Annotated in this window: 21 protein-coding genes; 6 read left to right on the top strand and 15 right to left on the bottom strand. The window is 39.2% G+C overall.

What is annotated here, in order from left to right; all coding sequences use genetic code 11:
• Positions 1-51 precede the first annotated feature (51 nt).
• Positions 52-1,668 carry a phosphatase PAP2/LCP family protein gene (locus tag MKZ30_RS12415; protein ID WP_249958770.1) on the top strand — a complete coding sequence of 539 codons (1,617 nt, stop codon included), beginning with the start codon at positions 52-54 and terminating at the stop codon, positions 1,666-1,668.
• 249 nt (positions 1,669-1,917) lie between these two features.
• Here MKZ30_RS12415 and MKZ30_RS12420 read toward each other — a convergent pair whose 3' ends face one another.
• The 5 genes from MKZ30_RS12420 to pplA form a co-directional block, all read right to left on the bottom strand.
• Positions 1,918-4,965 carry a WxL domain-containing protein gene (locus MKZ30_RS12420; protein WP_249958771.1) on the bottom strand — a complete coding sequence of 1,016 codons (3,048 nt, stop codon included), beginning with the start codon at positions 4,963-4,965 and terminating at the stop codon, positions 1,918-1,920.
• Positions 4,952-5,314, bottom strand: a complete 363-nt coding sequence (locus tag MKZ30_RS12425; RefSeq protein WP_002383160.1) for an LPXTG cell wall anchor domain-containing protein — start codon at positions 5,312-5,314, stop codon at positions 4,952-4,954. The genes MKZ30_RS12420 and MKZ30_RS12425 overlap by 14 nt, the downstream gene beginning before the upstream one ends.
• Before the next feature lie 385 nt (positions 5,315-5,699).
• Positions 5,700-6,647, bottom strand: coding sequence for a 1,4-dihydroxy-2-naphthoate polyprenyltransferase (gene menA / locus MKZ30_RS12430; protein WP_002383158.1), 948 nt, complete (start codon positions 6,645-6,647; stop codon positions 5,700-5,702).
• 13 nt (positions 6,648-6,660) lie between these two features.
• Positions 6,661-7,728: an FAD:protein FMN transferase gene (locus MKZ30_RS12435; protein ID WP_002354751.1), complete on the bottom strand. Its 1,068-nt coding sequence runs from the start codon at positions 7,726-7,728 to the stop codon at positions 6,661-6,663.
• A 255-nt stretch (positions 7,729-7,983) separates the two neighbouring features.
• A complete protein-coding gene (gene pplA, locus MKZ30_RS12440; RefSeq protein ID WP_002367507.1) occupies positions 7,984-8,913 on the bottom strand; it encodes an extracellular electron transfer flavoprotein PplA in 930 nt (309 codons plus the stop codon).
• A gap of 277 nt (positions 8,914-9,190) precedes the next feature.
• Between pplA and MKZ30_RS12445 the strand changes: the two genes are divergently transcribed.
• From MKZ30_RS12445 to MKZ30_RS12460, 4 genes are all read left to right on the top strand, one after another.
• On the top strand, positions 9,191-11,137 hold the full coding sequence (locus tag MKZ30_RS12445) for an NAD(P)/FAD-dependent oxidoreductase (protein WP_002354747.1): 1,947 nt from the start codon (positions 9,191-9,193) through the stop codon (positions 11,135-11,137).
• 217 nt (positions 11,138-11,354) lie between these two features.
• Positions 11,355-11,777 carry a NusG domain II-containing protein gene (locus tag MKZ30_RS12450; RefSeq protein ID WP_002358956.1) on the top strand — a complete coding sequence of 141 codons (423 nt, stop codon included), beginning with the start codon at positions 11,355-11,357 and terminating at the stop codon, positions 11,775-11,777.
• Positions 11,778-11,788: 11 nt separating this feature from the next.
• Entirely contained in the window at positions 11,789-12,346 is a 558-nt protein-coding gene (locus MKZ30_RS12455; RefSeq protein ID WP_002354743.1) for a Gx transporter family protein, read from the top strand.
• A gap of 37 nt (positions 12,347-12,383) precedes the next feature.
• The gene (locus MKZ30_RS12460) at positions 12,384-13,370 is read left to right on the top strand and encodes a polyprenyl synthetase family protein (protein WP_016614465.1); all 987 of its coding nucleotides are present in this window, start codon (positions 12,384-12,386) and stop codon (positions 13,368-13,370) included.
• A 60-nt stretch (positions 13,371-13,430) separates the two neighbouring features.
• Here the strand turns inward: MKZ30_RS12460 and MKZ30_RS12465 are convergent, their stop codons facing one another.
• The 10 genes from MKZ30_RS12465 to gor form a co-directional block, all read right to left on the bottom strand.
• On the bottom strand, positions 13,431-13,775 hold the full coding sequence (locus MKZ30_RS12465; protein ID WP_002383155.1) for a hypothetical protein: 345 nt from the start codon (positions 13,773-13,775) through the stop codon (positions 13,431-13,433).
• An 87-nt stretch (positions 13,776-13,862) separates the two neighbouring features.
• Complete coding sequence (locus MKZ30_RS12470) at positions 13,863-15,668, bottom strand: DUF5978 domain-containing protein (RefSeq protein WP_002419663.1); 1,806 nt, start codon at positions 15,666-15,668, stop codon at positions 13,863-13,865.
• 530 nt (positions 15,669-16,198) lie between these two features.
• Positions 16,199-16,399 carry a hypothetical protein gene (locus MKZ30_RS12475; RefSeq protein ID WP_002383152.1) on the bottom strand — a complete coding sequence of 67 codons (201 nt, stop codon included), beginning with the start codon at positions 16,397-16,399 and terminating at the stop codon, positions 16,199-16,201.
• A 504-nt stretch (positions 16,400-16,903) separates the two neighbouring features.
• Positions 16,904-18,952 (bottom strand): hypothetical protein, encoded by a 2,049-nt coding sequence (locus tag MKZ30_RS12480; protein WP_080280009.1) that lies wholly within the window; start codon positions 18,950-18,952, stop codon positions 16,904-16,906.
• 452 nt (positions 18,953-19,404) lie between these two features.
• Complete coding sequence (gene folP, locus MKZ30_RS12485; protein WP_002386219.1) at positions 19,405-20,196, bottom strand: dihydropteroate synthase; 792 nt, start codon at positions 20,194-20,196, stop codon at positions 19,405-19,407.
• Positions 20,189-20,782, bottom strand: coding sequence for a non-canonical purine NTP pyrophosphatase (locus tag MKZ30_RS12490; RefSeq protein WP_010816868.1), 594 nt, complete (start codon positions 20,780-20,782; stop codon positions 20,189-20,191). The genes folP and MKZ30_RS12490 overlap by 8 nt, the downstream gene beginning before the upstream one ends.
• Before the next feature lie 3 nt (positions 20,783-20,785).
• Positions 20,786-21,355, bottom strand: coding sequence for a GTP cyclohydrolase I FolE (gene folE, locus MKZ30_RS12495; RefSeq protein ID WP_002383148.1), 570 nt, complete (start codon positions 21,353-21,355; stop codon positions 20,786-20,788).
• A complete protein-coding gene (gene folK, locus MKZ30_RS12500) occupies positions 21,349-21,834 on the bottom strand; it encodes a 2-amino-4-hydroxy-6-hydroxymethyldihydropteridine diphosphokinase (protein ID WP_002367511.1) in 486 nt (161 codons plus the stop codon). Before folK ends, folE begins: the two co-directional genes overlap by 7 nt.
• Entirely contained in the window at positions 21,835-22,197 is a 363-nt protein-coding gene (gene folB, locus MKZ30_RS12505; RefSeq protein ID WP_002372599.1) for a dihydroneopterin aldolase, read from the bottom strand.
• A 198-nt stretch (positions 22,198-22,395) separates the two neighbouring features.
• Positions 22,396-23,745 (bottom strand): glutathione-disulfide reductase, encoded by a 1,350-nt coding sequence (gene gor, locus MKZ30_RS12510; protein ID WP_033601207.1) that lies wholly within the window; start codon positions 23,743-23,745, stop codon positions 22,396-22,398.
• 424 nt (positions 23,746-24,169) lie between these two features.
• On the opposite strand from gor, the gene MKZ30_RS12515 reads away from it, so the two are divergent.
• The gene (locus MKZ30_RS12515) at positions 24,170-25,687 is read left to right on the top strand and encodes an RNA/DNA-binding domain-containing protein (protein WP_050444160.1); all 1,518 of its coding nucleotides are present in this window, start codon (positions 24,170-24,172) and stop codon (positions 25,685-25,687) included.
• The last annotated feature ends 15 nt before the right edge of the window (positions 25,688-25,702 follow it).

Here is a 25,702-nt window from a genome sequence, read left to right on the forward strand (position 1 = left end):
GATCGATGCTGGCTTAGTCTACTCTTTCAAGGGAAAAAGAAAGGGATTCTCATGCAAACATCGAATAAAAAATTTCCACTTTATGCCCTAACAACGCTTGGTTTTACTTTCCTCACTTTGTTAGTGGCGGCTAGTCCAAATTGGTTTCAACAAATGGACGAAGCTATTTATCACATCAAATGGCAATTAAATGCCCCACTTTTAACAGCGGTCAATCTGTTAGCAAAAACTGCCACGATTGGACCAATGCTGCTATTCTTCTTATTATTGATGGTTTACCTTTTACGCAAAAAAGAAAAAATTCTAGCCTTTTGGGCTGTCAGTAACCTATTAGCTGTCGGCTTTTTAGGGAGCGTTTTTAAACATGTGGTGGGTCGGGCTCGACCAAACCTAGGTGCTTTAGCTGATCGAAGCTCTGCTAGCTTTCCCAGCGGACATTCATTATTAGCAATGGCGCTGGTCTGTACGATTTTGATCGTTTTGGCCTATCTTCATGTCGAAAAAACCAAAGGCATCAAAATTTTCTTACTTACTTATTTAGTTTTGATTGTGTTAGGTCGTTTAATCTTACGCGTTCATTATCCTAGTGATGTCATCGCTGGGATGCTCCTAAGTTATAGCTGGGTCAACTTTTCATTTCAAATTGTTCAACGTTATTTGCCAGCACCTGAACCAGAGGAAGCAGAAGTACCGACACAACGCCGGCGCCGCCATTCTCGTAAAAGAAAAAGTTTATTCGTGGTCTTTAGTTTAACCCTTTTATTTTTAGGCACACTTTCTGTTTCCGCTTACGGGGTCAGCATGTATCGCAATTTGCAAAAAACAGCGAATACCATGTATAAACCAAGAAAATCTTCCACGAAGAGTCCCGATTTAGCCAAAGGTGAACCGGTTAGTTTCTTAATTATGGGGATTGCGAATGACTCAAAACGCAAAACCGATTACCGCTCCAATGCCTTAATGGTGGTTACAGTGAATAATCAATTACAAAAAACTACCATCACCAGCATCCCGCGTGACTACTATGTGGAAATGGCTGGCACCAATGGCGAATACAATAAAATCAATGCGGCCCACGTTTTCGGTGGTGCCGATATGCAAATCAAAACGGTTGAAAATGTCTTACACATCCCAATCAATCATTACTTTTCAATTGATATGGATGCTATGAAGGACCTTGGCGATGCGGTGGGCGGCGTCACTGTTGACAATGCCTTTGCTTTTGACGCTGAAGGGATTCATTATCCGAAAGGCAAACAACATTTAGGTGGCTGGGAAGCTTTACAATACGCGCGCATGCGTTACGAAGACCCCGAAGGCGACTATGGTCGTCAACGCCGCCAGCGAGAAGTTTTAATCGAATTAACCAACAAGTTACTTTCTTTTAACAGCTTGCTAAAATATCAAGAAATTCTGGACGTAATCGGCGAACATGGTGAAACCGACTTGTCCTTTGACCAAATGATGGCAATGCTAAAAAAATACACCCCCGCACTAAAAACAATCGAAACCGATCAATTGAAAGGCTACGATTATACTGGCGATGGCGTGACAGGAATTGAAGGTATTTCTTATCAACTAGTTGAAGAAAGCGAACGCCAACGTGTCGAAAATGCCATCAAAGAACAAATGAACCTCTCTACGAAAGACACTGAACAATCGCAATAACGACTAAAAAGCAGCGCCCCTTAATGAAAGGGGCGCTGCTCACTTTGTCTATCGCAGAAGCTTTAGCGAGTACGGTTATTTTTTATAAATCACTAAAAATCGCTACCGTCTTAAACGGCTCTACACCAGAGAGGTATGTTGTCGCATATCTCTCTTTTCATTGCTGTTATAGCACAACAACCCTAAAAAGACCATCAATAAAAAATACCCGAGCCTCCTATTTTTCTGAAGCTCGAGCATTTTTTATTTTTACGGTCCAGTCACTAAATTCCATGTGACTGCGGCTTGGTATTGTTGACCAGTCATGCCTTGACTAGCTGGTACTTCTAGTTTGATATTATCAAATACGAAATCTAGCTGATAGACATTACTGCCAGTAAATTGTTGGTTGGCAACGATGTTCGTAGCCGTGTTATTTGCCGTTAAGTTAATAACCTTGGTGGTGCCAATCGTGTTTTTCAACTCCGTTGGTTGATTGTAATTGGAGAAACTTGAAACAGGAGCTGCACCTAGTAATAGGCGGGTCGCTGTTGGCAAGCTGTCTGTAGCTGATTTTGGTTGAGACAGTTGCGCCGTTAAGCTCCAATTCGGTTGGGTTTTCTTAATTCGCAGATAGGGATTGCGTGTGCCGTTGCCGTAGTAATCAGCGGTTTTCTTCAGGCCATGCTGTTGTGTGTTTCCCGCAATCCCTATCTGACCAAAATTGAAAGTTGGCACACTGATGAATCCCTCTGCCGTTGGTGTAACAATCGCCTGATCATTGTCTTTCACACGAACAGTTGCTGAAGCAGAAATGCCACTGTAATTCCCACTGGTGGTAATCCCTGCACGCAAGACTTGCCCCGCTATGCCCGTCGCTTTGGTAGTGAACTGAACCGTGGCAGATTTCCCTACTGGGATGTCAGTCCCTAAGCTAACGCCATTAGTCCAAGTAGTCGCTGTGACTGGAACGGTTTTCGCCGTGCCGCCAACTGGTGTCACGATCATGGCAGTTGGTGCTGCTAAGCCAGTTGTCCAAGCCGTTGATTTCTTGATGGTCGCCGTGGTTAACGGGGCTTGGCTTGTATTGGTAATCGTAGCGCGCCATGTGACGTTGCCGCCGCTAGTTACTGTTTCAGCTGAAGTGCGTGTTAAAGTAACACTCGCTTTTGGCACTTCCTCTTTATACACCGCCGTCATATCGTCATTGCCATCAAAGGTTGTGTTATATGTTGGCGTAGTGCTGGTTGTCAACGTATTCGGTTTGGTTTTACCTTTGTACCAACCTTGGAAAGTATAGGTTTTGCCGCCAGCTGAATAACTAGCTGGCAAGGCTTTCGCCGCTGTATACTTGAAGGTGTCGCTAGTCATCGGAATCTGGTTACCTTGCGTGAACCCTGTTGGCGCTGTGATTTTGGTGCCCGTGGTATCAACGAAGTTTTCGGTGACCTTGCGATTGGTTAGATAGTAGTAGACGGGTTTATCTAATGTATAATAAGTTCCTTTGTTTGCTACAATAGCCGGATTATGGACAATCTCTCGCAAATAAGCAGGTACTTGAACATCTGTTGGGGCTGCCGGAGTTGTTTGATTAAAAACAAACGATTGACTCCCACTTTTCTTTAATTCAAACCATTTAGAAACATATTTATCTGAACCTTCAACAATTGGAATTGTGGAATTATTATTTTGAACACTAGGAAACGGGTATGCCGCATCAAAAGTACCGTTCTTGTTATAAACGCTCATTTTTTCATAGTATTTTGGCAGTGCAAATGTTAAATTAGCCACACTGTATTGTGAAGTTCGCCCACTCAGTATCTCAAGAGACTGTGCAGGATAAACAATTTCTTTCAAGTTGTTTTTGGTTGGCGCAACTTGACCTTTTTCAAGACTGACTGTTTTCCAGTTAGCAGAAATATTTGTATCCGCTGCATTATTTGAGAATACTTCCCCATACCAATTGTCATAGGTCAAGCTAACTTTGGAAGCATCGACTTGCTTACCTGATTCATCTACGAACCCGAATTGATAGGTAATGGCTGGAAAATCAAATGCTTCTATTTCCTCATAGACCACATTTAAATCGTCATTGTCATCGTAAGTAACTGCGTAACTAGGTGTCTTCGTCGTTTTTAAAGTCGCTGGTTTGGTTTTGCCTTTGTACCAGCCTTTGAACTTGTAAGTTTTGCCGCCTGCCTTGTACGTATCCGGCAAGGCTTTGGCACTGGTGTACGTGAAGTCATTGCTCGTAATACTTGTTTGTTGCCCTTGGGTGAAACCGGTTGGTGGTGTGATTTTGGCACCAGTGGCGTCAACGAAGTTTTCGGTGACTTTACGAAAGGTAACATTTAGATCAATATCGTTTGCTGGAACATAAGCCTCTCCATGTGTAGCATAATAACTAGTGGGCGATTCAGCTTTTCCAGACGTATCTCTAATTTGATAGATGTATTTTCCTAAAGCAAAATTACTTGAGATATCATAATGCGATGAATCAGTAGGTGCTATTATCAGTGCCACATTTGTTAGTCGTGGTTCCAAAGTTCCATAACCTATATTCACTATACTCCCTGCAATCGATACTTGTTTGATATAAGCTGGCACTTGTAAACTCACAGCTTCTACATGATAGAATTGATTGAGATTGGAAGTTGCTGTAATTGTTTTCGCTGGGACAACAAGGTCAAACCCAGTTGCAGATTTATTAACAGTTGTAGGTCCAACGACTGAACTAATCGGCTTATAAGGACTGTTTTCGTTAATTGTAAAACGTGTTGTCGCAGTTAAATCAAAATCAGCCATATTCAAGGTAACATTTTCAGTATTCTTAAGGTTGAAGCCGATTACGCCTTCAGGAAAGGGAATAGGGTCAGTTTGATAACCAAGTAATTGCCCTAGACTTCCATATCTCGCATATAACAAATCAACTAACTGCTGATGAAGCTCGGGCAAATTTCCTGCCTTAACGCCAACGGCTCGATTTTGTATTTCTACTGGTGGTTGTGGCGTAGGTTGCGCCTCCTGCTGAGCTTCCACTTCTTTTTGCTCCGCTTTCACTGGCGTGTCTTCCTTCTTTTCTACCTCCACTTCTGCTTGTTTCTCTGTTTTCTGTGTTACTTCTTCTCGACTTGTTTCAGTCGTTGTTTCTTGCGTTTCACTACTTGCTTGCGTTTCTTCCTTGACGCTACTTTCAGCGGTCGGACTACTTTCAATCGTCACGGTTTCCGCAACTGCCGTCACGCCCGAAAAGGCATTCACTAGCAAAGAACTACATAAGCCAATAGCTGCAAGACGTTGCCATTTATTTCGCTTCATGTCGTCCCCTCTTTCTATGTACCATTCCGACAAGGCCAATTAAGACCAAGCCGAGAATGCTAAGATTTGCCTGACTCTTGCTCCCTGTACGAGGGAGCGTTGAGCCAGTTGTGGTGGTCTGTGTCGAACCACCACTTCGTTGATCTCCTTGCGGAGGACCAGCTGGTTCCTTGGGATCAGTAGCTGGCGCATCTGTTTTCGGCGGGGCATCTTTAGGAGCGGGTGTTGTCGGATTTTGGTAAAATTCAATCCCCACCGAACTAGAACCACCATCAGACGCTTCAACATTTATAAAAAAACTAGGGGAAAATAGTAGACACACAATCATTAAATAACGCTTTTTTTTCATTTTAAAACCTCCTTTTAAATCAACAACAGATTTGAACTTGTGTTTATCGAATGCTCAAACAACCTTTTTTCATACCTCTATAATAACAAAGAACCCCCCTTGAGAAATTGACGATTTTTACGCACTCCATGTGAATTTTTTGAATTATAGCGATAGAACAGCGTTTAAAGACATGTTATTTAATTATCAACCAATAGGAATGTTGTTTCCCACCTGTTTTTCCCTGAAATCACGCCTTTAAAGTTTAATTTTTTGTTCTCTTTAACGAGAAAAGCTCAAAATGTTAGTGTTGACCACTAACGTTTTGAGCTTTTCTTAACTATTTTGAAGAAACTTCTTGAAAAAAAACAAGATTTTTTTCGCATTCTTCACACTTTTTTAGGTTTCAACCAATCAAAGCGCTAATTAATAGCCCTAAGGCATAGGTACCATTGAAAACCAGTAAGTTTTTAATGGAATGACGGAAACTTTTCGGCTGCGGCAATTCTTGTTTAAACGTTTGAATATTTTTCCAAATGACAGGCAGAGTGGCAAACGTAATTAACACTGGCCATTGATAAATACCACTAATGAAGCCGAATAAAATCACCAGATACCCAGCTAGCGCTAACACTTGAAACAGCACAATCCCCGCTGGGCGTCCGATATAATAGACTAACGTATAACGGTGGTTCTCAATATCCGTATCTAAGTCCCGTAAATTGTTGGCGAGCATGATGTTAGCAATCGAACAGACCAAGGGCAAGGAAGCCACGACAATCGCAAGCACCGCCCAGAGATTGCCGTCTAAGCGAAAGGCGCCACTGGCGAAATCAACCGTTAAGTAAAACGGCGGCTGGGTGACCACGTTCAAGTAAACCGTTAAGACGAAGATACCTAAGCCCATCGTGAAGCCACTGAAAATTTCTCCCAAGGGCATGCGGGATAACGGAATCGGTCCATACGTGTAGAAAATACCGATGAAGCAGCAAATTCCCCCTAACACAAGGAAGAGCCAACCGGTTTGAACCGTTAAGTACGCACCCACAACGGCAGTGAAGGCAATCATGGCGAAAATCATGTTGCGGACCAGTTGTGGTGAAACGCCTGATTGTCCGATAATATTTTCTTCATATTTATAGACATCCGATTTGGCTTTTTTGAAGTCCATGTAATTATTAATGGCGGTGGTGGCCATATCAAAGACCACCATGCCAATGAAGAAAACCAGCGTGTTGCCCCACTGGACTTCCCCAAAATAGGTCATTGAAAACAAGACCCCGATGATAAAAGGAAAGAGACTGGCAAGCTTCGTCTGAATTTCCACTACTTTTAAAAACACATTTAAAGACATTTTTGGTCGCTCCTTATTTCAAATCGGCCCGATTCCCCATCGTATAGCCAGAGTCTTTGCCGATTTCAAAGTTGCCTTCGATATCTTTGCTAATGTAGACTTTGTCGTCTTTTGTGACGAAAATGGCATCGGTTCCTTTCAGACTTTCGACATATTCTAGTCCTTTTTTGACGCCCATTGAGAAGACGGCTGTTGAGAGACCATCACCATCGATGGATTTGTCGGTGATAATGGTGACACCCGCGATGTCGTTATCAAACGGATAGCCAGTTTCACGATCGAAGAGATGGTGGTACGTTTTACCATCGACTTTTAAGTAGCGTTCATAAATTCCTGATGTGACTAAGGTTTTGTTGCTTTCTTTGACTTGACCTAAAACAGTGTTGCGGGCTTTATTCGGATCTTGAATCCCAACTGTCCAGTCCATGTCTTTGCCACGTGGGCTGTGTCCTAAGACGTAAACATTCCCGCCTAAATCGACGATAGCGGTGGTAACGCCGTTGTCTTTCAGAACTTTCACGACTTCGTCGGTGATGAAGCCTTTGGCAATTGCGCCTAAATCCAATTGCATGCCTTTTTCTTCAAGGTAAACGGTTTGCTCTTTGTCGTTGAATTTGACTTTCGTGTAATCGACAAGTTTCAAGGCTTGATCAATTTCAGCTTGGCTTGGTTTGCGGGCATCATCGAAGCCAATGTGCCACATAGAAGTGATTGGGCCAATTGCCATGTCGAAGCCGCCGCGGGAGTCTTTGCTATATTCATAGGCTTTTTTCAACAAAGGATACAGGTCATCTGAGACTTTGACTGGTTTCACGCCTGCTTCTTGGTTGATTTCATCAATTTCTGAACCTGGTTGGTTGACGGTGATTTTATCGCCTAGTTCTTTGACACGGGCAAAAGCTTTCGGTAAGACGTCTTCTTTGCCATCATCGTAGATGCGAATTTGAACGTAGGTACCAAGCATTGTTTGACGGTCAGAGTATGGTTCTGTATTAATTTTCGCTTCTGGTTTTGAGGAACAAGCAGCTGCCACAAACAGCACTGCTAGAACACTCACCATGAGCAGAAGTTTCTTTTTCATAGGATTCCCTCTTCTTTCCTTCTTTAATTAAAAAATAAGTTCTCTTGCATAGTAGCCTTTTTTGGAAAAAATGAAAAGTCTTTCTCTTGGAAATTCACAAATTTCTGTGAAAAAAATTTGTGAAATGATGGACAGAACTAGCGAAGAAAAAGGGGCGGGAAAGTCAGCTAACCGACTTTTTCCCAACCCCTCAATGGTGCTAAGTAATTGCTGAAAAGCATTTCAGGAACTACTTCACGATTCATTTATTTCTAATTATTTTGTTACGATGTTGTCAACAACGATTTCAGTTGTGTCGCCTTTTTCAGCAGCGTTCACTAATTGTTGTGCGTAGTTGATGAATGAATGTGTGCTGTGTGTTGCACCAGTTACCACTTCAACACCTGCAGGTGAGCCGTCTTCTTCGCCCATTGCTTTAACAAATTCTTTGTTTAATGTTTCGATATATTCTTTTGGTCCAACGCCAGTAACGTCTTTCATTTTGCTTTCGTATTCAGTGTCATCTTTTTTAGATTTGCCGTCAGCGTTCACGTTATCGTAGTTAGATTCAGTCACTTTACCATCTTTCACAGTCATTGAGAATGTTGTGTGGTAGCCGTTTGAGTCATTTTTTTCCTTCAATGAGTACGTACCATCTTTCAATGTTGCCCCATTGTCGATTTCGATTGTGTCTGTGTTACCAGCTTGTGCTGCTTGGATTAATTGTTGTGCGTAGTTTTGGAATGATTCAGATGAATGAGTCGCACCGGTTACTACTTCCACACCGCTTGCGCTTTGTGCTTTAACAAAAGAATCGTTTAATTGTTTGATGTATTCTTTTGGTCCAACACCAGATTTTGCTTTCATGCTTTCTTCATACTTAGTGTCTTCTGTTTTAGATTTGCCGTCAGCATTGATGTTGTCATATTTAGATTCAGTGATTTTGCCGTCTTTTACAGTCATTTCAAAGACTGCACGGTAACCATTTTTTTCATTTTTTTCTTCTAATTTATACGTACCATCTTTTAAATCGCCACCGGCAACTTTTTTCGCTGGTGCTGATGATTCAGTTGATTTTTTCGTTTCTGAAGATGCTGCGCTAGAAGAGTTCGTTGTGTTGTCTTTCTTGTCTGCGCCACAGCCTGCTAATACTAAACTAAATAATGCAATTGCCGCAAAACCTTTAACAAATTTATTCACTTTCATTGATAGTCACCTTTTCTTTCATGATTTTCACAAACATTAAAAGTTTGTGATACATTACACATTATAATGGTTTTAAAAACGTTGTCAAGACCATCCCCTAAAAATATTTACATTTCGGTCTTTTTTTCATCAAAAACTCATCGTTGGAGTAAATTTGTTGACAATTAAAATTTATATTAGACAAATTCGTGAAATACTTATATAATGTTAGTCGATTGTGTACTTATTAATCATTATCACTATTTTACTACTTACAATATTAAGGAGCGGATTGTCAATGACAAAGCAAAATATTGTCGTTGTAGGTGCTGGGTATGCTGGCGTTTCAGCTACTAAATTTCTAGCAAAGAAATTTAAAAAAGATACGGACGTAACAATCACATTGATTGATCGCCATTCTTACCACACTATGATGACCGAATTGCATGAAGTAGCAGGCGGACGTGTTGAACCAGAAGCAATTCAATACGACTTACAACGTTTGTTCTCACGCAAGAAAAACGTAAAATTGGTAACAGATACTGTTACTGGGATCGACAAAGAAAACAAAGTTGTGAAAACTTTAGCAGGTTCTTATCCATTTGACCAGTTAATTCTGGGTATGGGTGGCGAACCAAATGACTTTGGAACACCAGGCGTGAAAGAAAATGGTTTCACCTTATGGTCATTTGATGATGCAGTGAAAATTCGTCATCACATTGAAGCAACCGTTGCTAAAGCAGCCATCGAACCAGATGCTGAAGTACGCAAAGCAATGTTAACATTCGTTGTCTGTGGTTCTGGTTTTACTGGGATCGAAATGGTCGGCGAATTAATCGACTGGAAAGATCGTTTAGCGAAAGATGCCAAAATTGATCCAGACGAAATTACATTAATGGTTGTTGAAGCAATGCCAACCATCTTAAACATGTTATCTCGTAACGATGCTGCCAAAGCAGAACGTTATCTAGAAAAGAAAAATGTTCAATTATTATTGAACTCACCAATCGTTGAAGTTGCAGCAGATCATATTAAATTAAAAGATGGTTCTGAAGTACCAACGCATACGTTAATCTGGACAGCTGGTGTGAAAGCAACTTCTGATGCCGCTGACTTTGGTTTAGAAGCAGCACGTGGTAGTCGTTTAGTTGCGAATGAATACATGCAAGCAAAAGGTTACGAAGACAAAAACATTTATATCATTGGTGACTTGGTTTATTACGAAGAAACACCAAATACACCAACTCCTCAAATCGTTCAAGCAGCTGAACAAACAGGTCATACTGCAGCTGCCAACATCGTTGCAGATATTAAAGGCGGCGAAAAACATGCCTTTAAAGGAAACTACCAAGGATTCATGGTTTCCATCGGCGCGAAATGGGGCGTTGCCAACTTATTCGATAAAATTCATTTGAGTGGTTTCTTAGCCATCATTATGAAACATATCGTTAACTTGAAATACTTCTTTGATATTCGTTCTGGTTACTACATGTTCCAATACATTATGCACGAAATCTTCCATATTAAAGATGATCGTTCTGTTGCTCGCGGACATACGTCTCGTTACGGCAATGTCTTGTGGAGTGTTCCGCTACGTGTCTTCTATGGTATGGTTTGGTTAGTCGAATCAATGAAGAAAATTGTCGGCAACGGCGATTACTTGAAACCAAGCACTTGGTTTGGTGACGGTTCTTGGTTCACAGATAAAGTCGTTTTCCCATTCCCTTGGTTACAAGAACAAGTAACAACAGGTGCTTCTCAAGCAACTGAAACAGCAACAACTGCTGCAAGTGGTGCGGCGGATGCTGCGGCAAGCGGTGGGGCCGATGCGGCAACACAAGCAGCGCACTTTGGGTTAAGCTACGCTTACGGCGAAACACCAATGCAAGTGTTTGATCACATGCCTAAATGGTTCGAAAGCGTAATGAAATTTATGATGCCAAACCAAGAAGTTGCTTTGTTCATGCAAAAATTCATGACAATCGTTGAAGTATGTATTGCTTTAGCATTGATTGCTGGTTTATTCACTTGGTTATCAAGTGCTGCTACAATTGGTTTAACAATTGCCTTCTGTTTATCTGGCATGTTCTATTGGGTAAATATCTGGTTTATCTTTGTCGCTTTTGCTTTGATGAACGGTTCAGGCCGTGCTGTCGGTTTAGACCGCTGGGTAATTCCATGGATTCAACGCAAACTTGGTAAAGCGTGGTATGGTACCCCGAAAGCTAGATACGGCGGTAAGTAAGCAATCGATCATCGATTGACAACTACGAGCAAAAGCTGAGACACATGTCTCCAGCTGACTATCATAGGATTTAGTATGTGGGACAGCAGTCAAGCATGACTTTTGTCCCACATATTTTCTTTTATATAATATGGTGGCTCAACTGGAAAAGAATACTTCTTTTCCGTTCATTATGTTATGATAGACAAGAAAAAAACACCAAAGGAGAGAGAAGAAAATGACGATCAAAGAATTCATTAAGAAAAGTCGCTTGAAAACATGGGACGTTATTATTATTGCTGTTTTAGTTCTTGGTTCTTTTCTGCCCCTTGTTGTTTTTGCCATGCAAAACCGTGGTCAAGAAGCGGCTACGTATCAAGCAGTCTTGAAAGTAGACAACAAAGTAATCAAAGTCTTTGACTTAAAAAAGGACGGCCCGCATTATACATATAAATACGAAGCAAAAGACGGTGATTACAACCTGATTGAAGTAGATGGTGATCGTATCCGCGTGAAGGAAGCCAACTGTGCTGACTTAGTGGATGTTCGGCGAGGCTGGATTTCCAAACCTGGTGAAACCCCGATTGCCTGTCTACCCCACAATTTGTTTATCACCGTGGAAGCTTCTGATGGGAGTGAAGACGGTAGCTTAATTTATTAAGCACGACAACTATGAGCAAATTACACAAGAATATTTATATTGCTATGCTCGTTGCCCAAGGGGTCATTATTGGTTTAATCGAAAATATGATTCCTTACCCTTTCGCATTTGCTCCTGGGGCAAAGCTCGGTCTAGCAAATCTAATTACTATTATTGCGATTTTCACCATGCGTAAGCGTGATAGTTTTTTCCTGGTCTGTTTACGTTTGATTTTAACGACATTACTGGGCGGTACACTTTCGACCTTTTTCTATAGTGCCAGTGGTGCCTTATTAAGTTATTTCGGCATGTTGCTTGTCAAGCAGCTGGGGCCAAAACGGGTCAGCATTATAGGGATTAGTGCCGTTGGTGGTTTCTTACACAACGTTGGTCAGTTGCTAACGACCTCTTTCTTTGCTCATTCGTGGGCGCCGATGCTGTACTTACCATTTCTATCTCTGTTTGGGTTACTTTCAGGGATTGCCATTGGGATTGCCGCTAATTATTTACTACAACATGTCCAGACGTTACGAAAATTCCAACTGAATTATGAACAAACAACGAAACATAAGTGGAGTCAATTTTTCTAATTGAAAACCTGTCCGCCACAATTAAAGGAGTCATCTTATGAATATACATCCTATGTGGAATACCTATCCTACGTTATCAAAAGAATTAACAACTACTCTTCGCTTGATGGAACAAGCGGTTCAAATCGATAATCAAGAGATTCAAGCTGCTGTCCATGACATGATTCATTCTGGCGGCAAATTGCTACGTCCAGCCTACCAACTGTTGTTCTCTTATTTTGGTGAACAGCGGGACCCTAAAAAGGCGACAGCGTTAGCGGCTTCCATTGAATTACTGCATACCGCCACGTTAGTTCACGACGATATTGTCGACGAAGCCGATACGCGTCGTGGCTTGCCAACACTGCGTTCGCGCTTTGGGAATAGCACAGCCGTGTATACAGGCGATTATCTTTTTGTTTGCTGTTTCAAGCTCTTATCTGATTATTCTTCTTCATTAAAAAGCATTCAATTAAATTCGCGCAGTATGGAAAAAGTCCTAACTGGTGAGCTTGGTCAAATGGACAATCGCTATAATTTCGAGGTAACGATTGACCAATATTTAAAAAATATTTCCGGAAAAACTGCGGAACTGTTTGCGCTAAGTTGTTTTGTCGGTGCCTATGAAAGTGGCACCTCCCAACGTTTTGCCAAACGTTGTGGTGAAATCGGCGAAAACATCGGACTGGCTTTTCAAATTATTGATGATATTTTGGACTATACACAAACTGCCGATGCCATCGGCAAACCCGTCTTAGAAGACGTACGTCAAGGCGTGTATTCTTTGCCCTTGATTTATGCACTTGAAGCCAATCGTGAAGTCTTGTTGCCACTTTTAATGAAAAAAGAAGCCTTGACCGATGAAGAAACACAGGAAATTTATCGTCTTGTCCATGAACTAGGTGGCGTAGAAAAGGCCCAACAATTAGCCACTCATTACACGGAAAAAGCGCTGAAAGAAATCAGCAAACTTCCTGAAACAAAGGCTAAGGCGAAAGAACAATTGTATGAAATTACACAAACGATTTTGACAAGAGAGAATTAAAAAACTTTTGGTTATTTAGTAAAAAGACAGCTCTTCTGAACGCAGAAGAGCTGTCTTTTTTTACGCTTTAACTAACGCTGTATCTTGAACATAACCACGGTATACTTCTGTTCCTTGCATGACATTCATTTCATAAAATTTCATGCCCCCCCACTCCATCTCATTTCCTGTATGGTAAATCATAAATCCTGCTGGTATATGAATAATGTCGGCGTTATCACTGAATAACAACGTTGTATCGTAAAGAACACGATAAAAACCAGTCGCCGCATAGGTTGAGATGGCTTCTGATGCCACTTCTGGTTGTTCTGTTGCAAAAGCTGAAGTTGTTGTAGCCAACGCTCCTGCCCCTAAAAATGCGGTTACCCCTAAACACATTGAAACTTTTTTGATAGCTTTCTTCATCTTAAAAAACTCCTCTACTTAGTATTTTTAAAGCATTTATATAATATATTTGAAAACAAATATGTTATAACTTATTTCTAGGTTTACTTAACCAATGACTTGAATAATTGGCACACCTTTTTCCATTGCTCGCATAAACTCTTCTGCATCATATAGGCGATCTTTTCCTAAAGGCTCACCATTTTTGTGTTTACGACCTCCAGATAATGGATCATAGGTTTCAAAATACAAACGATTATTAATATATTTGTAGCCTTTCACGATTATATTGTTCCGACCTGTTTCTTCATAGAAGCGCCCCCAAGTGGAGTCAGGTGTAGGATTATAAAATAACTCACTTGTTTCTACGTAAGTAATAAAAATGCGGCCTTCATCAATTTCATTTTTCATAAACTCCAGTGTTGGTTCTCGGTAATAATGGAAGGGAACTTTATTTCTAAACATATAAAAGGCTAATGCCGAGGAATCCCATTTGACAGGCTGGCTTTTTTCTGCTTCTCCAACCGTTTTTGTTGAACCTGGATGATACCAATGTTCTGCCATCACTGCCGCATTGACTAATAGCTGGCCGCCTGTATCTTGATGATCGAAATACCAATTATAATCTTTATTATTACTTTTGCCTTCTGTGATTTCAATAGGTTGATAGCCATTGTCTGGATCGTATGGTATATAACGTTCATAAGGAATTTCAATGACTGAACCTGTTTCTGGAATAACTAGCTCTAATGGTGCACTCGGTTTAATATACCCAGGAATCTCTGGTAGGTCCTCTGGGTTCACCTGAATTGTTTCACCACGTTTTCCTTCAAAAGATGGCAGTTCGAGCCCCTCTTTAGAAATTTTATTGCCATCTTGATCCACGATTTGACCACGGTATTCTGTTTCAACAGCAATATATTGATAAACCACATGATACGTCGTTTCTGGAATCCCATTGTAAAAATTAACAGCTGTCACAGGTCCACCTGCAGTGCCTTTATTAGGAAATGTGTGGCTTTGGCCCGCAGCTACCTTGGCGCTCTGCTCAACTGTACCGTTTTTTCTTAGTAACTCAATCAATTGTGTGCCGCTATCATCAATTTGCGTACGACGAAGATCGTAATTTCCATAATTATACAAGTGTGACCAACCATTATAATATTTAGATAAGTAACCATTTGCGTTGGTCGGTAATGGGTCAGTTAACGCATAGGTCACGCCATCTTTAACAATCGTTTCCGGCGCACCAGTTGTATAAGCATCTCCTTTGAAACCAGATTGTTTAACACTCTCTAATAGCTGATTTTCAGGTTCTTCTTTTGTTGTACCAGCGATAATATAATGTGTTTCTTGTTCTAATTGATCAATAATTGGGACGATTACTTTATTCACTGTTTTCGTATCATTTTGTAAAAGCGTTCGTTTTAAATTCCAAATTGCCGCTCTAGTGTTGTAACGTTCCAAAATAATATTGTCATATTTCCCTCCAGGGTAGACATAACGATGTCCTGGAAACTCTTTTGAATTCACCGTACTCCCCTCTGTTAGTGTGTATTTTTGTCGAGTGGAATTGTTGGGACTAAGTTCATAAATATAGAGTGTTCGCGGTTTGGTACGGTCAACAGTAATCGCAATTTGTATGTTGTTATTGTTGACAAAGCCATCAATTAACAACTCGTTTTGATTCGCTGGCCTAAATGTCATAGAACCTTTGTATAAGTTTTCAGATGGTTTCACAGAAAACTGTGTTTTATAATTTTCAGATTCTGGTACACCAGCTACCTTCAGACTGGCGCTAAGTTGCTGACTGACTTCGCTCGGTTGCTCTTCAGACGTTGCATAACTCACGATGGGTAGACACACTTGAATTCCTAACGTGCTAATGATAAGAGCCTTAGTAATTTTCTTCATACAAATTCCTTCCTTTAAATAAAAATTAACCAAGAATATATAAAATTATTCCCCTGTATATCATTTAGCATACACGAAATAAATTTAAAATTTTATTTTATTTATTCCTAAAAAAGAAATAATAAAATAATGTAAATTATTAAATGAAATAAAAGCCAATGTTTGAACCAGTTATTGATTGTCGTCCAAAAATAAAATTGTTACTTTTATAAGCATAAATTAACACTTTTTTTGTAGCTACTGTTGAAAAATTCAAATAAAATCACGCTGATTCAAGTCTATTCAATAGTGTGTACACACTTTGTATAAAAAGTTCCCTTTTGTTGGTTGATTTAAGTTGAGACAGAAGTCTTTAATTAATTATCACAAAAGCAGTATCTGCTGCAGCATTCAACATAGCTTTCGTTTCTACACTGTTTTTTTATCTAGATACTATTCGAATTTTTCCGTTCCAACTTGCTATAATAAACACGAAGAGAGCGTACTAGACATACGCTCTCGGGTAGACCATTTACGACGGTGGCTTTAAATTATTGGTTTTCCGTTAATAGTTCTGAAAAGTACCTTGCATATTCCTGTGTATCTATTCTGTCAAGTTCTTCTTCATCAAAAGATACCTTGTCATAATACTTAAATTCTATAATATTCAGAACAGTGTATAATATATAAATACTTAATGAGATTCCTCCAAAAACAACCATATTTTCTATATTTATATGTGCAAATGCCATTTTTAACTCTCCCTACTTTCCCCGCTCTGTCTTATCTCAATTTATTTACTATTCGACTTTTCCGTTTCAACTTGCTATAATAAACACGAAGAGAGCGTACTAGACATACGCTCTCGGGTAGACCGTTTAAGACGGTAGCTTGATTTTGATACGGAAATAAACCCGTCAATCCCAGCTAAAGGTTATGACGGGTTTATTTTTTGTTGTTTTTATTACTGATTTTGACAATTAACGTTGCGAAAGCAATCGCAAACATCAATGCTTCAAAGACAGTCACTGCTATTCCTTTCTAGGGAAAAAGCGAACAAGCAAAAACATTGGCAGTCCCCCTTTTTTGAGAAATTGCCACCGTCATAAACTTCCTACTTGTGTAGTATAACACATTTGCACTTTGTTAGAAGGCGCTCTCTTTAAAAAAGTAGGAGCCCCAGAGAGGTTTATAAAAAAGTGTCCAATTATCTATTGATAGATCTTTGGGCACTTTTTTCTTATTAAACAAAGGTTTTATTCTGGCGCATCTTCCAGAGACCACCGCAACACTCCACTATACCTTCCGATTGGATCAGATGGAAAAATCGTCAACTGAAGTTGTTTGGTCAAATTAGCGGTAGCGTTGCCGCTTCCTTGCAAAATAGGTTGGCTATCTGCATTAATTAGAACACGCTGATTCTTCTCACCATAACTTATTCTTTTGTCGAGTAACTCACCGTTTTCGTTCTTTAACGGTTGTTCTTCTTTTACTTTAATTGTCCACCGACTTTTATCAAGTTTGCTTGTATCTTCAATGCGGATTTCTTTATTTGTAATAGAAGAAATCATTGTCTCTGTTGCGGGAATTTCATTCACACCAAAATTGATCGTATCAGGTAAAATGAGCTTGGGCCCAGCTTCTTTTTGAAGAGTCCGACTGTCTTTTTCTGACTCTTGATTGTTCTCATCTTTTATATAAAAGAAAACCTCTCGATTCAACCAATGTTCAGGAAAAGTATACGTAACTTTATCAACAACCGATTCTGGCGCATCTACATATTTTTTTAATTCTTTTTCTTCCGTGCCACACTTCGCTATTAAAGTTATATTGGTTGATGGATCATGGGAAAATGAAAAAGTAACTTCTCGCTGATTTGTAAAACGTGAGACCAATAGCGGATTTTCTTCATCCATCAATTTGAATTGTAATAACTTCTTTTCACGATAACGATGAATAATTGTTTGCTCCTCTGGAAGAAACATTCCTTGATCTTGTTGGGTCTTAATTGGTTCATAGCCAGCTATTTGGGGATACTGATTAGACAAGTCAAAAGGCGTGGTTAAAATCCCTTCTTTTGTGACTGGTTCATGAATAGCATTATCTTGTTCATTTAAAAACACAGTCGTTGCTTTCCCCACATAATTCACACTGGATGTAGCAGTCGTTTCCTCTAAATTTTCTCCATCTAAAAGAGTTCTTGCACTAAACGGCAAGTCTAATTTTCCATTTGAAATGAGCCCCGTATCGACTGGATTTTGAGTTCCTTGCCATTTCAAGTAAACTTTATATTGTAATACGGTATCGTAGAAACGACTATCTGACAGATTTTTTGTCATAATTTGGACATTTTCACCATCTGTTTGGCTAGTAAATAAATCCGTTAAATCTTCTCCTTTAAAGTCTGTAACTAAGACTTTGTCAAATTGATATTGCTTTGTTTGATTTACTTGGTTCAGGTTAACGTTTATAGCCATTTGACTAGGTTTTGTCCACTGATCAATATTTGGAATGGTCTGTTGCACATTTAAACAAACAGCCGTCTCTGCATTTTCAAAATAAGTATCCATTGCGTAGGCTGTTGGAAATTCTGGTTTTGCCAAAAAATCCGTAAAGTAAACAATGGATGACGGCGTTGTGTCATTGTTGTGGACTACAAACGTAACAGTAGAAATACTTTTGGTCGTCATTTCAAAACGCTGGCGAGGGTCCCGCCAAGGTACCCCTGCAGTAACGTTTTTTAGATATAACCAATAATCATCGTCTCCGCCATCCCACGTATCGTAAAGAATATGTGTAGGATTTTCCGCATATAAGGCATCAATTATCGTTCCAGGGTTTTTATAGCCAACATATTTGTTTGAATTTAACCCATAGTAATTAAACGCTGTTTTTATCGTTAAGGGCTGACCATCATTATCAACAAAATCATAGGTAACCAGCATTTCGCCTTTAATCGTAATTCCTAAAAAATAGCTTTCAGTAAAACTAATTGATCCTCCATCCAAATTACTTTTATTCCGTTGTAATGTAACTAATAAATTAACTGCTTTTCCTTCATAGAACCCCACATTTTTTACTAATGCTTTACTTTTATTTGTCGTTCGACTAACTGCCATGTAGTTTGAATACACTTCGCCTTCAATTGGTTCGACGGATGTATTTTCGCCGTAATGCATAATAAATGTGTTTGCCGCTGGTGTAATCGATTGATTTGCCCAATGGAAATAGCCCAGTTCTGTTAATGGTCTAGGAGCAGCCTCTACTTTTTCAACTCCTAAAAAAATCCCTCCAACTATCCACAATAAAATCAATAAATAGTTATGTTTTTTCAATTGAGATTACAACCTCCTTACTTTTACTTGTAAAAAATAAAATAAATATTAAATAACAATTGATATTATTTGAAGATCCAAAGACAATTGTAATAGAATTTCTATGCTGTATCTACTCTAAAATATTTCTTAAAAATACCTAAAAAACGAAAGCTTATTTAACAATCGACTTTCCCGTTTCAACTTAGCATAATAAACACGATAAACATGAAGAGATCAGGACAGAACCAATTAGTTCTGAAGGCGTTGGTTCTGGTTCTGCCGTTTATTAGGTTGCGAACGTTTAAGACGTCATCTTTAATTATAATCAACCTTCGGTAAAAGTTATGACAGGTTTATTTTTTATTACTGATTTTAGCAATAGACTAAACAGACCGACTATCTTTTTTGATGGTCGGTCTGTTTAGTCTATTGGTCTACCTTTACTCCTTCTCCGACAATGCTCGCCAGACATCAAATGTTTGTTTTAAGCCTTGGACATTATGAACACGTAAAATTTCTACGCCTTGTTGTGCTGCATACAAGGAAGCAGCGGCTGAACCAAAATCACGGTTGGCTGGTTCTGGTTCATTCGTTAAAGCGCCAATGGTTCGTTTGCGAGAAACGCCGTACAGTAACGGATAATCTTGGTAGCGAAAGGCGTTAGGATCTTTTAACAGTTGAAGGTTTTCTGCGACAGTTTTATGAAAGCCAATCCCTGGATCGAAACAAATTTTTTCTAAGGAAAGCCCGTATTTTTGGCATTGTTCAATTTTTTCTGTATAAAATTGGTGCAACTCTTCTTTTAAAGAAAGAGATTGGCGTTTTCTAGAATGCATAATCACAACTTGGATTTCAGGATATTGTGCGAGGACTTCTGCCATCCCCGGAGTGTCTAATCCTTTGATGTCATTAATCATTGTGGCGCCAGCTTGGATCGCGGCTTCTGCTACTTCGGGATAGTAGGTGTCCACAGAAATCGGCGCTAGAGAAGTCTCACGTATTTTTTTAATTAACGGTAATACTCGGTCTGCCTCAACTTGTGGAGAAACTTCTTCGTAGCCAGGACGTGTGGATTGGCCGCCAATGTCTAAAATATCGGCCCCCGCTTCTAGTAGATGAAGCGCATGTTGATAGGCCACGTCGACCGTTGTGTAGCTACCGCCATCAGAAAAAGAGTCGGGGGTCGTGTTGACAATCCCCATAATTTGGTAATTCTTTTTTAAATCAATCATTGTCATATTGCTCCTTTATCTGCTGAATCATCTTTCGTAAAGCCTGCATCCTAGGACTTATCTTCATTCGTTCACTCATGGACAACTCCGCTAAGGTTTTGCCTCGGTCTGGTAAATAAATAATCGGATCAAAGCCATAACCGCCTGTACCGCGCGGTTCAACTAATTCACCAGTCAAAGCGGCTTCCGTTTGCAACAGTTTGTCGTCATCGAGTGCATAGACCAACGTGGCTGATAAGGTTAACTCGCGAGTCGACTGTTGCCCTTCAAATAAGTGCAACAGTTCGCGGTTCTGTTCTTCCGGATTAGCTGAATGGAAAAAGCGGCTTGTATAAATACCTAATAAATCAGGAAAAGCAGTTAACGTTAAGCCGCCATCATCACCTAACACTGGGCGTCCAATTAATTGTTGGAAAAAGCGTGCTTTTAGATAAGCATTTTCAGCATACGTAGTGCCAGTTTCTGCCGGTTGCTCTTGACTGGTTGTATACTTTCGATAAGAGACAAGTTGAATAGCTGGGTCCTTAAGTCCTGATTGCATTTCTTTTAACTTACCTTGGTTATTCGTGCCGACAATGATTTCCATTTTCTAACGTATCTCCATTAAAAATTGATTTTTCCACTCTTGTTCTTTAAATAGTCCGGTAAATTGAAATGTTTTGGTGCTACTTTGTGGTGTTTTCACGCCGCGCATCGTCATACACATATGTTCCGCTTCAATGGCTACTGCAATGCCTTTGACGGGAATATTTTCTTGGAGTTTGCGGGCAATTGTCACTGTTAAATCTTCTTGAACTGTGGGACGTTTGGCACAATGTTCTACTAATCTTGGTAACTTGCTTAGTCCCAATACTTTGCCACCTTCTGGCAGATAAGCGACATGTACTTTTCCATAAAATGGCAATAAATGGTGTTCACACATTGAATAAAAGGCAATATCTTTTACTAGAACCATTTCGCCTTCATTTAAGCTATCAAATAATTTATAATCGTCAAATTCAGGTTCGGTTAATCCACTAAAAACTTCTGCATACATTTTAGCTACGCGTTTGGGTGTATCAATGAGTCCTGCCCGTTGAGTATCTTCCCCCACTGCTTCTAAGATTGTGGTAACTGCCTGCTCAATTTGCGCTTGTTTTTCCTGCTCCATCTCTACCATTCCTTTTCGCTTACTCGCACTTCTTCTTGATTGCCACTGCGCTGAATCCACGTAGCTATTGGCGCGCCCAATAGTTGTTCCTCTGCGTAAACATCACTTAAGGGAATCAAAACAAATGACCGTTTTGTTAATTCTTGATGAGGAACTTGTAGGTGAGGCAACGTGACTGACTGTTCCCCTAATAATAAAATATCAATATCAATAATCCGCGGACCCCAGTGAATTAATTTTTTACGTTTCATTGCTTGCTCAATCCCTTGGGTAACAGCCAGTAATTCTTCAGCGGTATAGCTAGTATCAATTTTCAATACGGCGTTCAAAAAATCATCTTGGTCTGTATAGCCGTAAGGATCCGTTTCATAAAGTTTTGAAGAAGCCACGACCTGAATCTGCGGGTCTTCGTTTAAATAATTGCGGGCTTTCACTAAATTTGTGTACGGATCGCCGACGTTACTACCTAATGCTACATAGCCAATCATCTATACTTCTCGCTCCATTTCAATTTCAATATTGTCAAAAAGGCCGGGCATCGGCACACTATATTTTCTAATTTTAATGATAATTTTGTCCAATTGTTCTTGATAATCTGCGGAAATATCATCTAAAATAGCACTCGCTAAACCTTCAATTAAATCGTACGAGTGATTGTTTACTCGTTGGGCAATCAATTCATTCACTTCGGCATAATTGACAGTTTGGGTGACATCATCTGTTCGCCCTGCCTCGGCTAGCGACAACTGCATTTCAAGGTCGATTTCTACTTGCTGTCCTAGACGTTTTTCTTCTGCCAAAACACCATTTTTTGTGAAAAATTTCAAGTTGTTAATTCTAATTTTATCCATCTTCTAACTCCCTACCCTCTGTTTTGCTGATTTTTTTAATCATAGCATATTTCTTGGAAAAGTCAGTAGTTAAAAGATGGAAAAGTGGTTATTGGCATGATATAAAAAATTACTTTTTACCAATCAAATAGTATAACTCGTGTATTCAAAAAAGAGCGTTGCTGATGCAACGCTCTTTTTTTTGGGTTTATTCGCCTTTTATCGCATTGTTACAAATTCTTCTGAGCCTGTTGGATGAATCGCAACAGTATTATCAAAATCTGCTTTGGTCGCGCCCATTTTAATAGCGACTGCAAAGCCTTGTAGCATTTCGTCAACACCGATGCCGATGCCGTGCAAACCGACAATTTTTTCTTCTTTGCCGACACAAATTAATTTCATGTCGCATTTTTGACGGTATTCTCCTAAAGCAAAATACATTGGTGTAAAGCTAGAGCGATAGATTTTCACTTGGTCTTCACCATATTCTTCAAGCGCTGCTTTTTCCGTCAAACCAATTGTCGCAACTGGTGGATGGGTAAAGACCACCGTTGGTACCAAGTTATAATCCAGATATAAATCGGTTTGTCCGTTAAATAAGCGTTCGGACAGGCGCCGACCAGCGGCAATCGCGACTGGTGTTAAGTCGATTTTACCAATGACATCACCGACTGCGTAGATACCATTTTGCGTGGTATTTTGGAATTTATCTACTTTGACGTAGCCTTTTTCATCAAGGGCTACTTTCGTATTTTCTAAGCCTAATTGATCCGTGTTCGGCTGACGGCCTGTCCCGAAAATCACGGCATCTGTCGTAATTGATTCACCATTTTCAAATGTAATAACATACTCATTCTGCGCCGTTTTTTCAATTTTAGCTGGTGTTGCATTCGGATGAATTTGCATGCCCATTTCTTGATAGCGTTCTACGACTTTTTCAGAAAGCATGTCATCAAAGCTTCGTAATGGTCGTTCTTGACGGAAGGCCCAATGTGTTTCTGCGCCTAAGCCATGTAAGGTTCCTGCTAATTCGGCTGCGATGTAACCCGCACCGACAAAGACCACACGTTTTGGCATTTCTTCTAATGCAAAGAAGCCGTTTGAATCTAAGGCATATTCTTCTCCTGGAATACCTAGTTTTTTCGGACGACCACCTGTCGCAATTAAAATGTGCGGCGCCGTATATTCTGTCCCATTGACTTCAATTGTTTGCTCCCCAGTAAACGTAGCGTAACCATGGATACGTTCAATGTTGTTACTGTCTAAACCACGATTATACGCACCATGTAAGAAGTCTATATATTTTTCACGATTTTCAACTAATTGTTTAAAGCTAAAATTTTTGATTTCAACATCAAACCCATAGCCTGCTGTGTCTCTTTCCATCATTTCCATCATGCTGCTGGCTTGCCACATGACTTTTTTAGGCACACAACCAACGTTGACACAGGTCCCACCAATTTCATTACCCTCAATTAAAAGGACGTTGGCTCCGTGCATTCCTGCGCGGTTAGCAGAAGCAATCCCGCCACTACCGCCACCAATAACAATATAATCATAGGTTTTCATTTATTCTGGCTCCCTTTCAATTTGAACTTTCTCCCTTATTATCGCAAAAAATAGCAAAAAAAGACAGTCGAATTACTTACTTTTGTTTAGTTTTCTGCTGCTTCTGTTTCATTGATTCGTTCCGTAAAAGAACTGGGGGAAAGGAATTCAATCGTAGCATTGTCGAAGGGAATTCCTAGTTATGATTGATTTACTTGGTTCATTTAACTACTTCTTGCTAAAATCTTCTAGAAAAAAAAGTTTTTTAATGATACAATTTAATTATTGAAACCTAAAATTATACCACATTTTATCTATATGTCAATTCTTTTGGTTTTCTTTTCAAAAATGACTTTTTCTTTTGAAAAAATCACTCAAAAGCTTGATACCACTCAGTTTTTTTACTTTTGATTTACTTTTGAATTTATTACTAAGGAGGGGACGTATGAATCAATTTATAGAATTAAAAGACGAAATCTTTTCACATCCAAAAGAAAGTTGGCAATTAGAGTACAAAAAATCACAGACTTCTCTTTCCAAAGATATCTGGAGTACATACAGCGCATTTGCAAATACTAAGGGTGGTATAATTATTTTAGGTGTAGAAGAAATACCCGATGGCTATAGAGTTGTTGGCGTTGATAAGCCAGAAATGATCCTTAGGGATTTTTGGAATCTTATTCACGACAAGAAAAAAGTGAGCGCTAATTTATTGAGTAATGAAGATGTTATTACATTAAAAGTTGCTGGAAAATCAATTATACAAATTAAAGTCCCAAAAGCTTCATTTGAAAGAAGACCTATTTATCTAAATGGAAATAAAACGAATACCTACATAAGAACAGATGATGGTGATCGAAAAGCAGATGATAATCAATTTAAATACCTAATTGTCGATTCTCAGAACGATATAGATACTGAGCTACTAAATAATTATACTCTGGACGATTTAAACACAAAAACAATTCAAGAATATAGAGAATTACTTTATAAAAATACTCAGGAGCAAAAATACTTAGATTATTCAGATGAAGAGTTACTTATAAATTTGGGTGTCCTGAAAAAGGATAGAATGAACAGCGATAATGTATATAAATTAACAACTGGCGGACTATTATTTTTTGGAAAATATCATTCAATTACAGACAGGTTTAAAAAGTTTCAATTGGATTATTTTAAGAAAAAAAGTTCATTAGATAGCGATTGGTTAGATAGAGTTTCCACAGGTGATATGAACTATCCAGAGATGAATATTTTCTCTTTTTACACTATTGTCATTGAAAAATTCGCTCTCGCAATTCCTGATACTTTTAGACAATCACAAGATATGACTCGCGGTTCCTATAAATCAGATCTATTATTATCACTAAAAGAAGCTTTGGTAAATGTCTTAATGCATGCGTATTATGATTCAGATCATGTCATTAAGATTGCAGATTACGATGATTATATTGAGTTCTACAATCCAGGAGAAATGAAAGTGTCTAAAGAAGAATTTATTCATGGAAGTTATTCAGTCACTAGAAATCCGATTATTTCAACTTTGTTTAGGAGAGTAGGAATTGCTGAGAAGGCAGGGTCTGGAGGACCTAGAATAATAGATGCAGCGACTAAAAATAGTTTAAAAGCACCTGATATTGATACCTATTTCGATGCAACCACTATCAAAATCTGGAAAATTAATATGAAAGATAGCCTAAAAGGTTATACTGATATTGAACAATTAATTATTTTATACTTGATGGATCACGGACAAGCAAAAATTAAAGATATTCAAAAAAATAGTGGGTACTCTGACTATAAAATTAGAAAAACCGTTACCAGCTTAGTCCAACAAGGTACTTTGTTAAACAAAGGAAATGGGAAATCAACGATTTATATGCTTAACTCAACAGAAGAACTTGGTATAATTGCGAACAAGAGGATTTTAAAACGCATTGAAACTGAATTGACTCGAAAGTAAAGATGAGACTATAGC

The organism is Enterococcus sp. LX10 (assembly GCF_023539285.1).
Taxonomy (GTDB): domain Bacteria; phylum Bacillota; class Bacilli; order Lactobacillales; family Enterococcaceae; genus Enterococcus; species Enterococcus faecalis.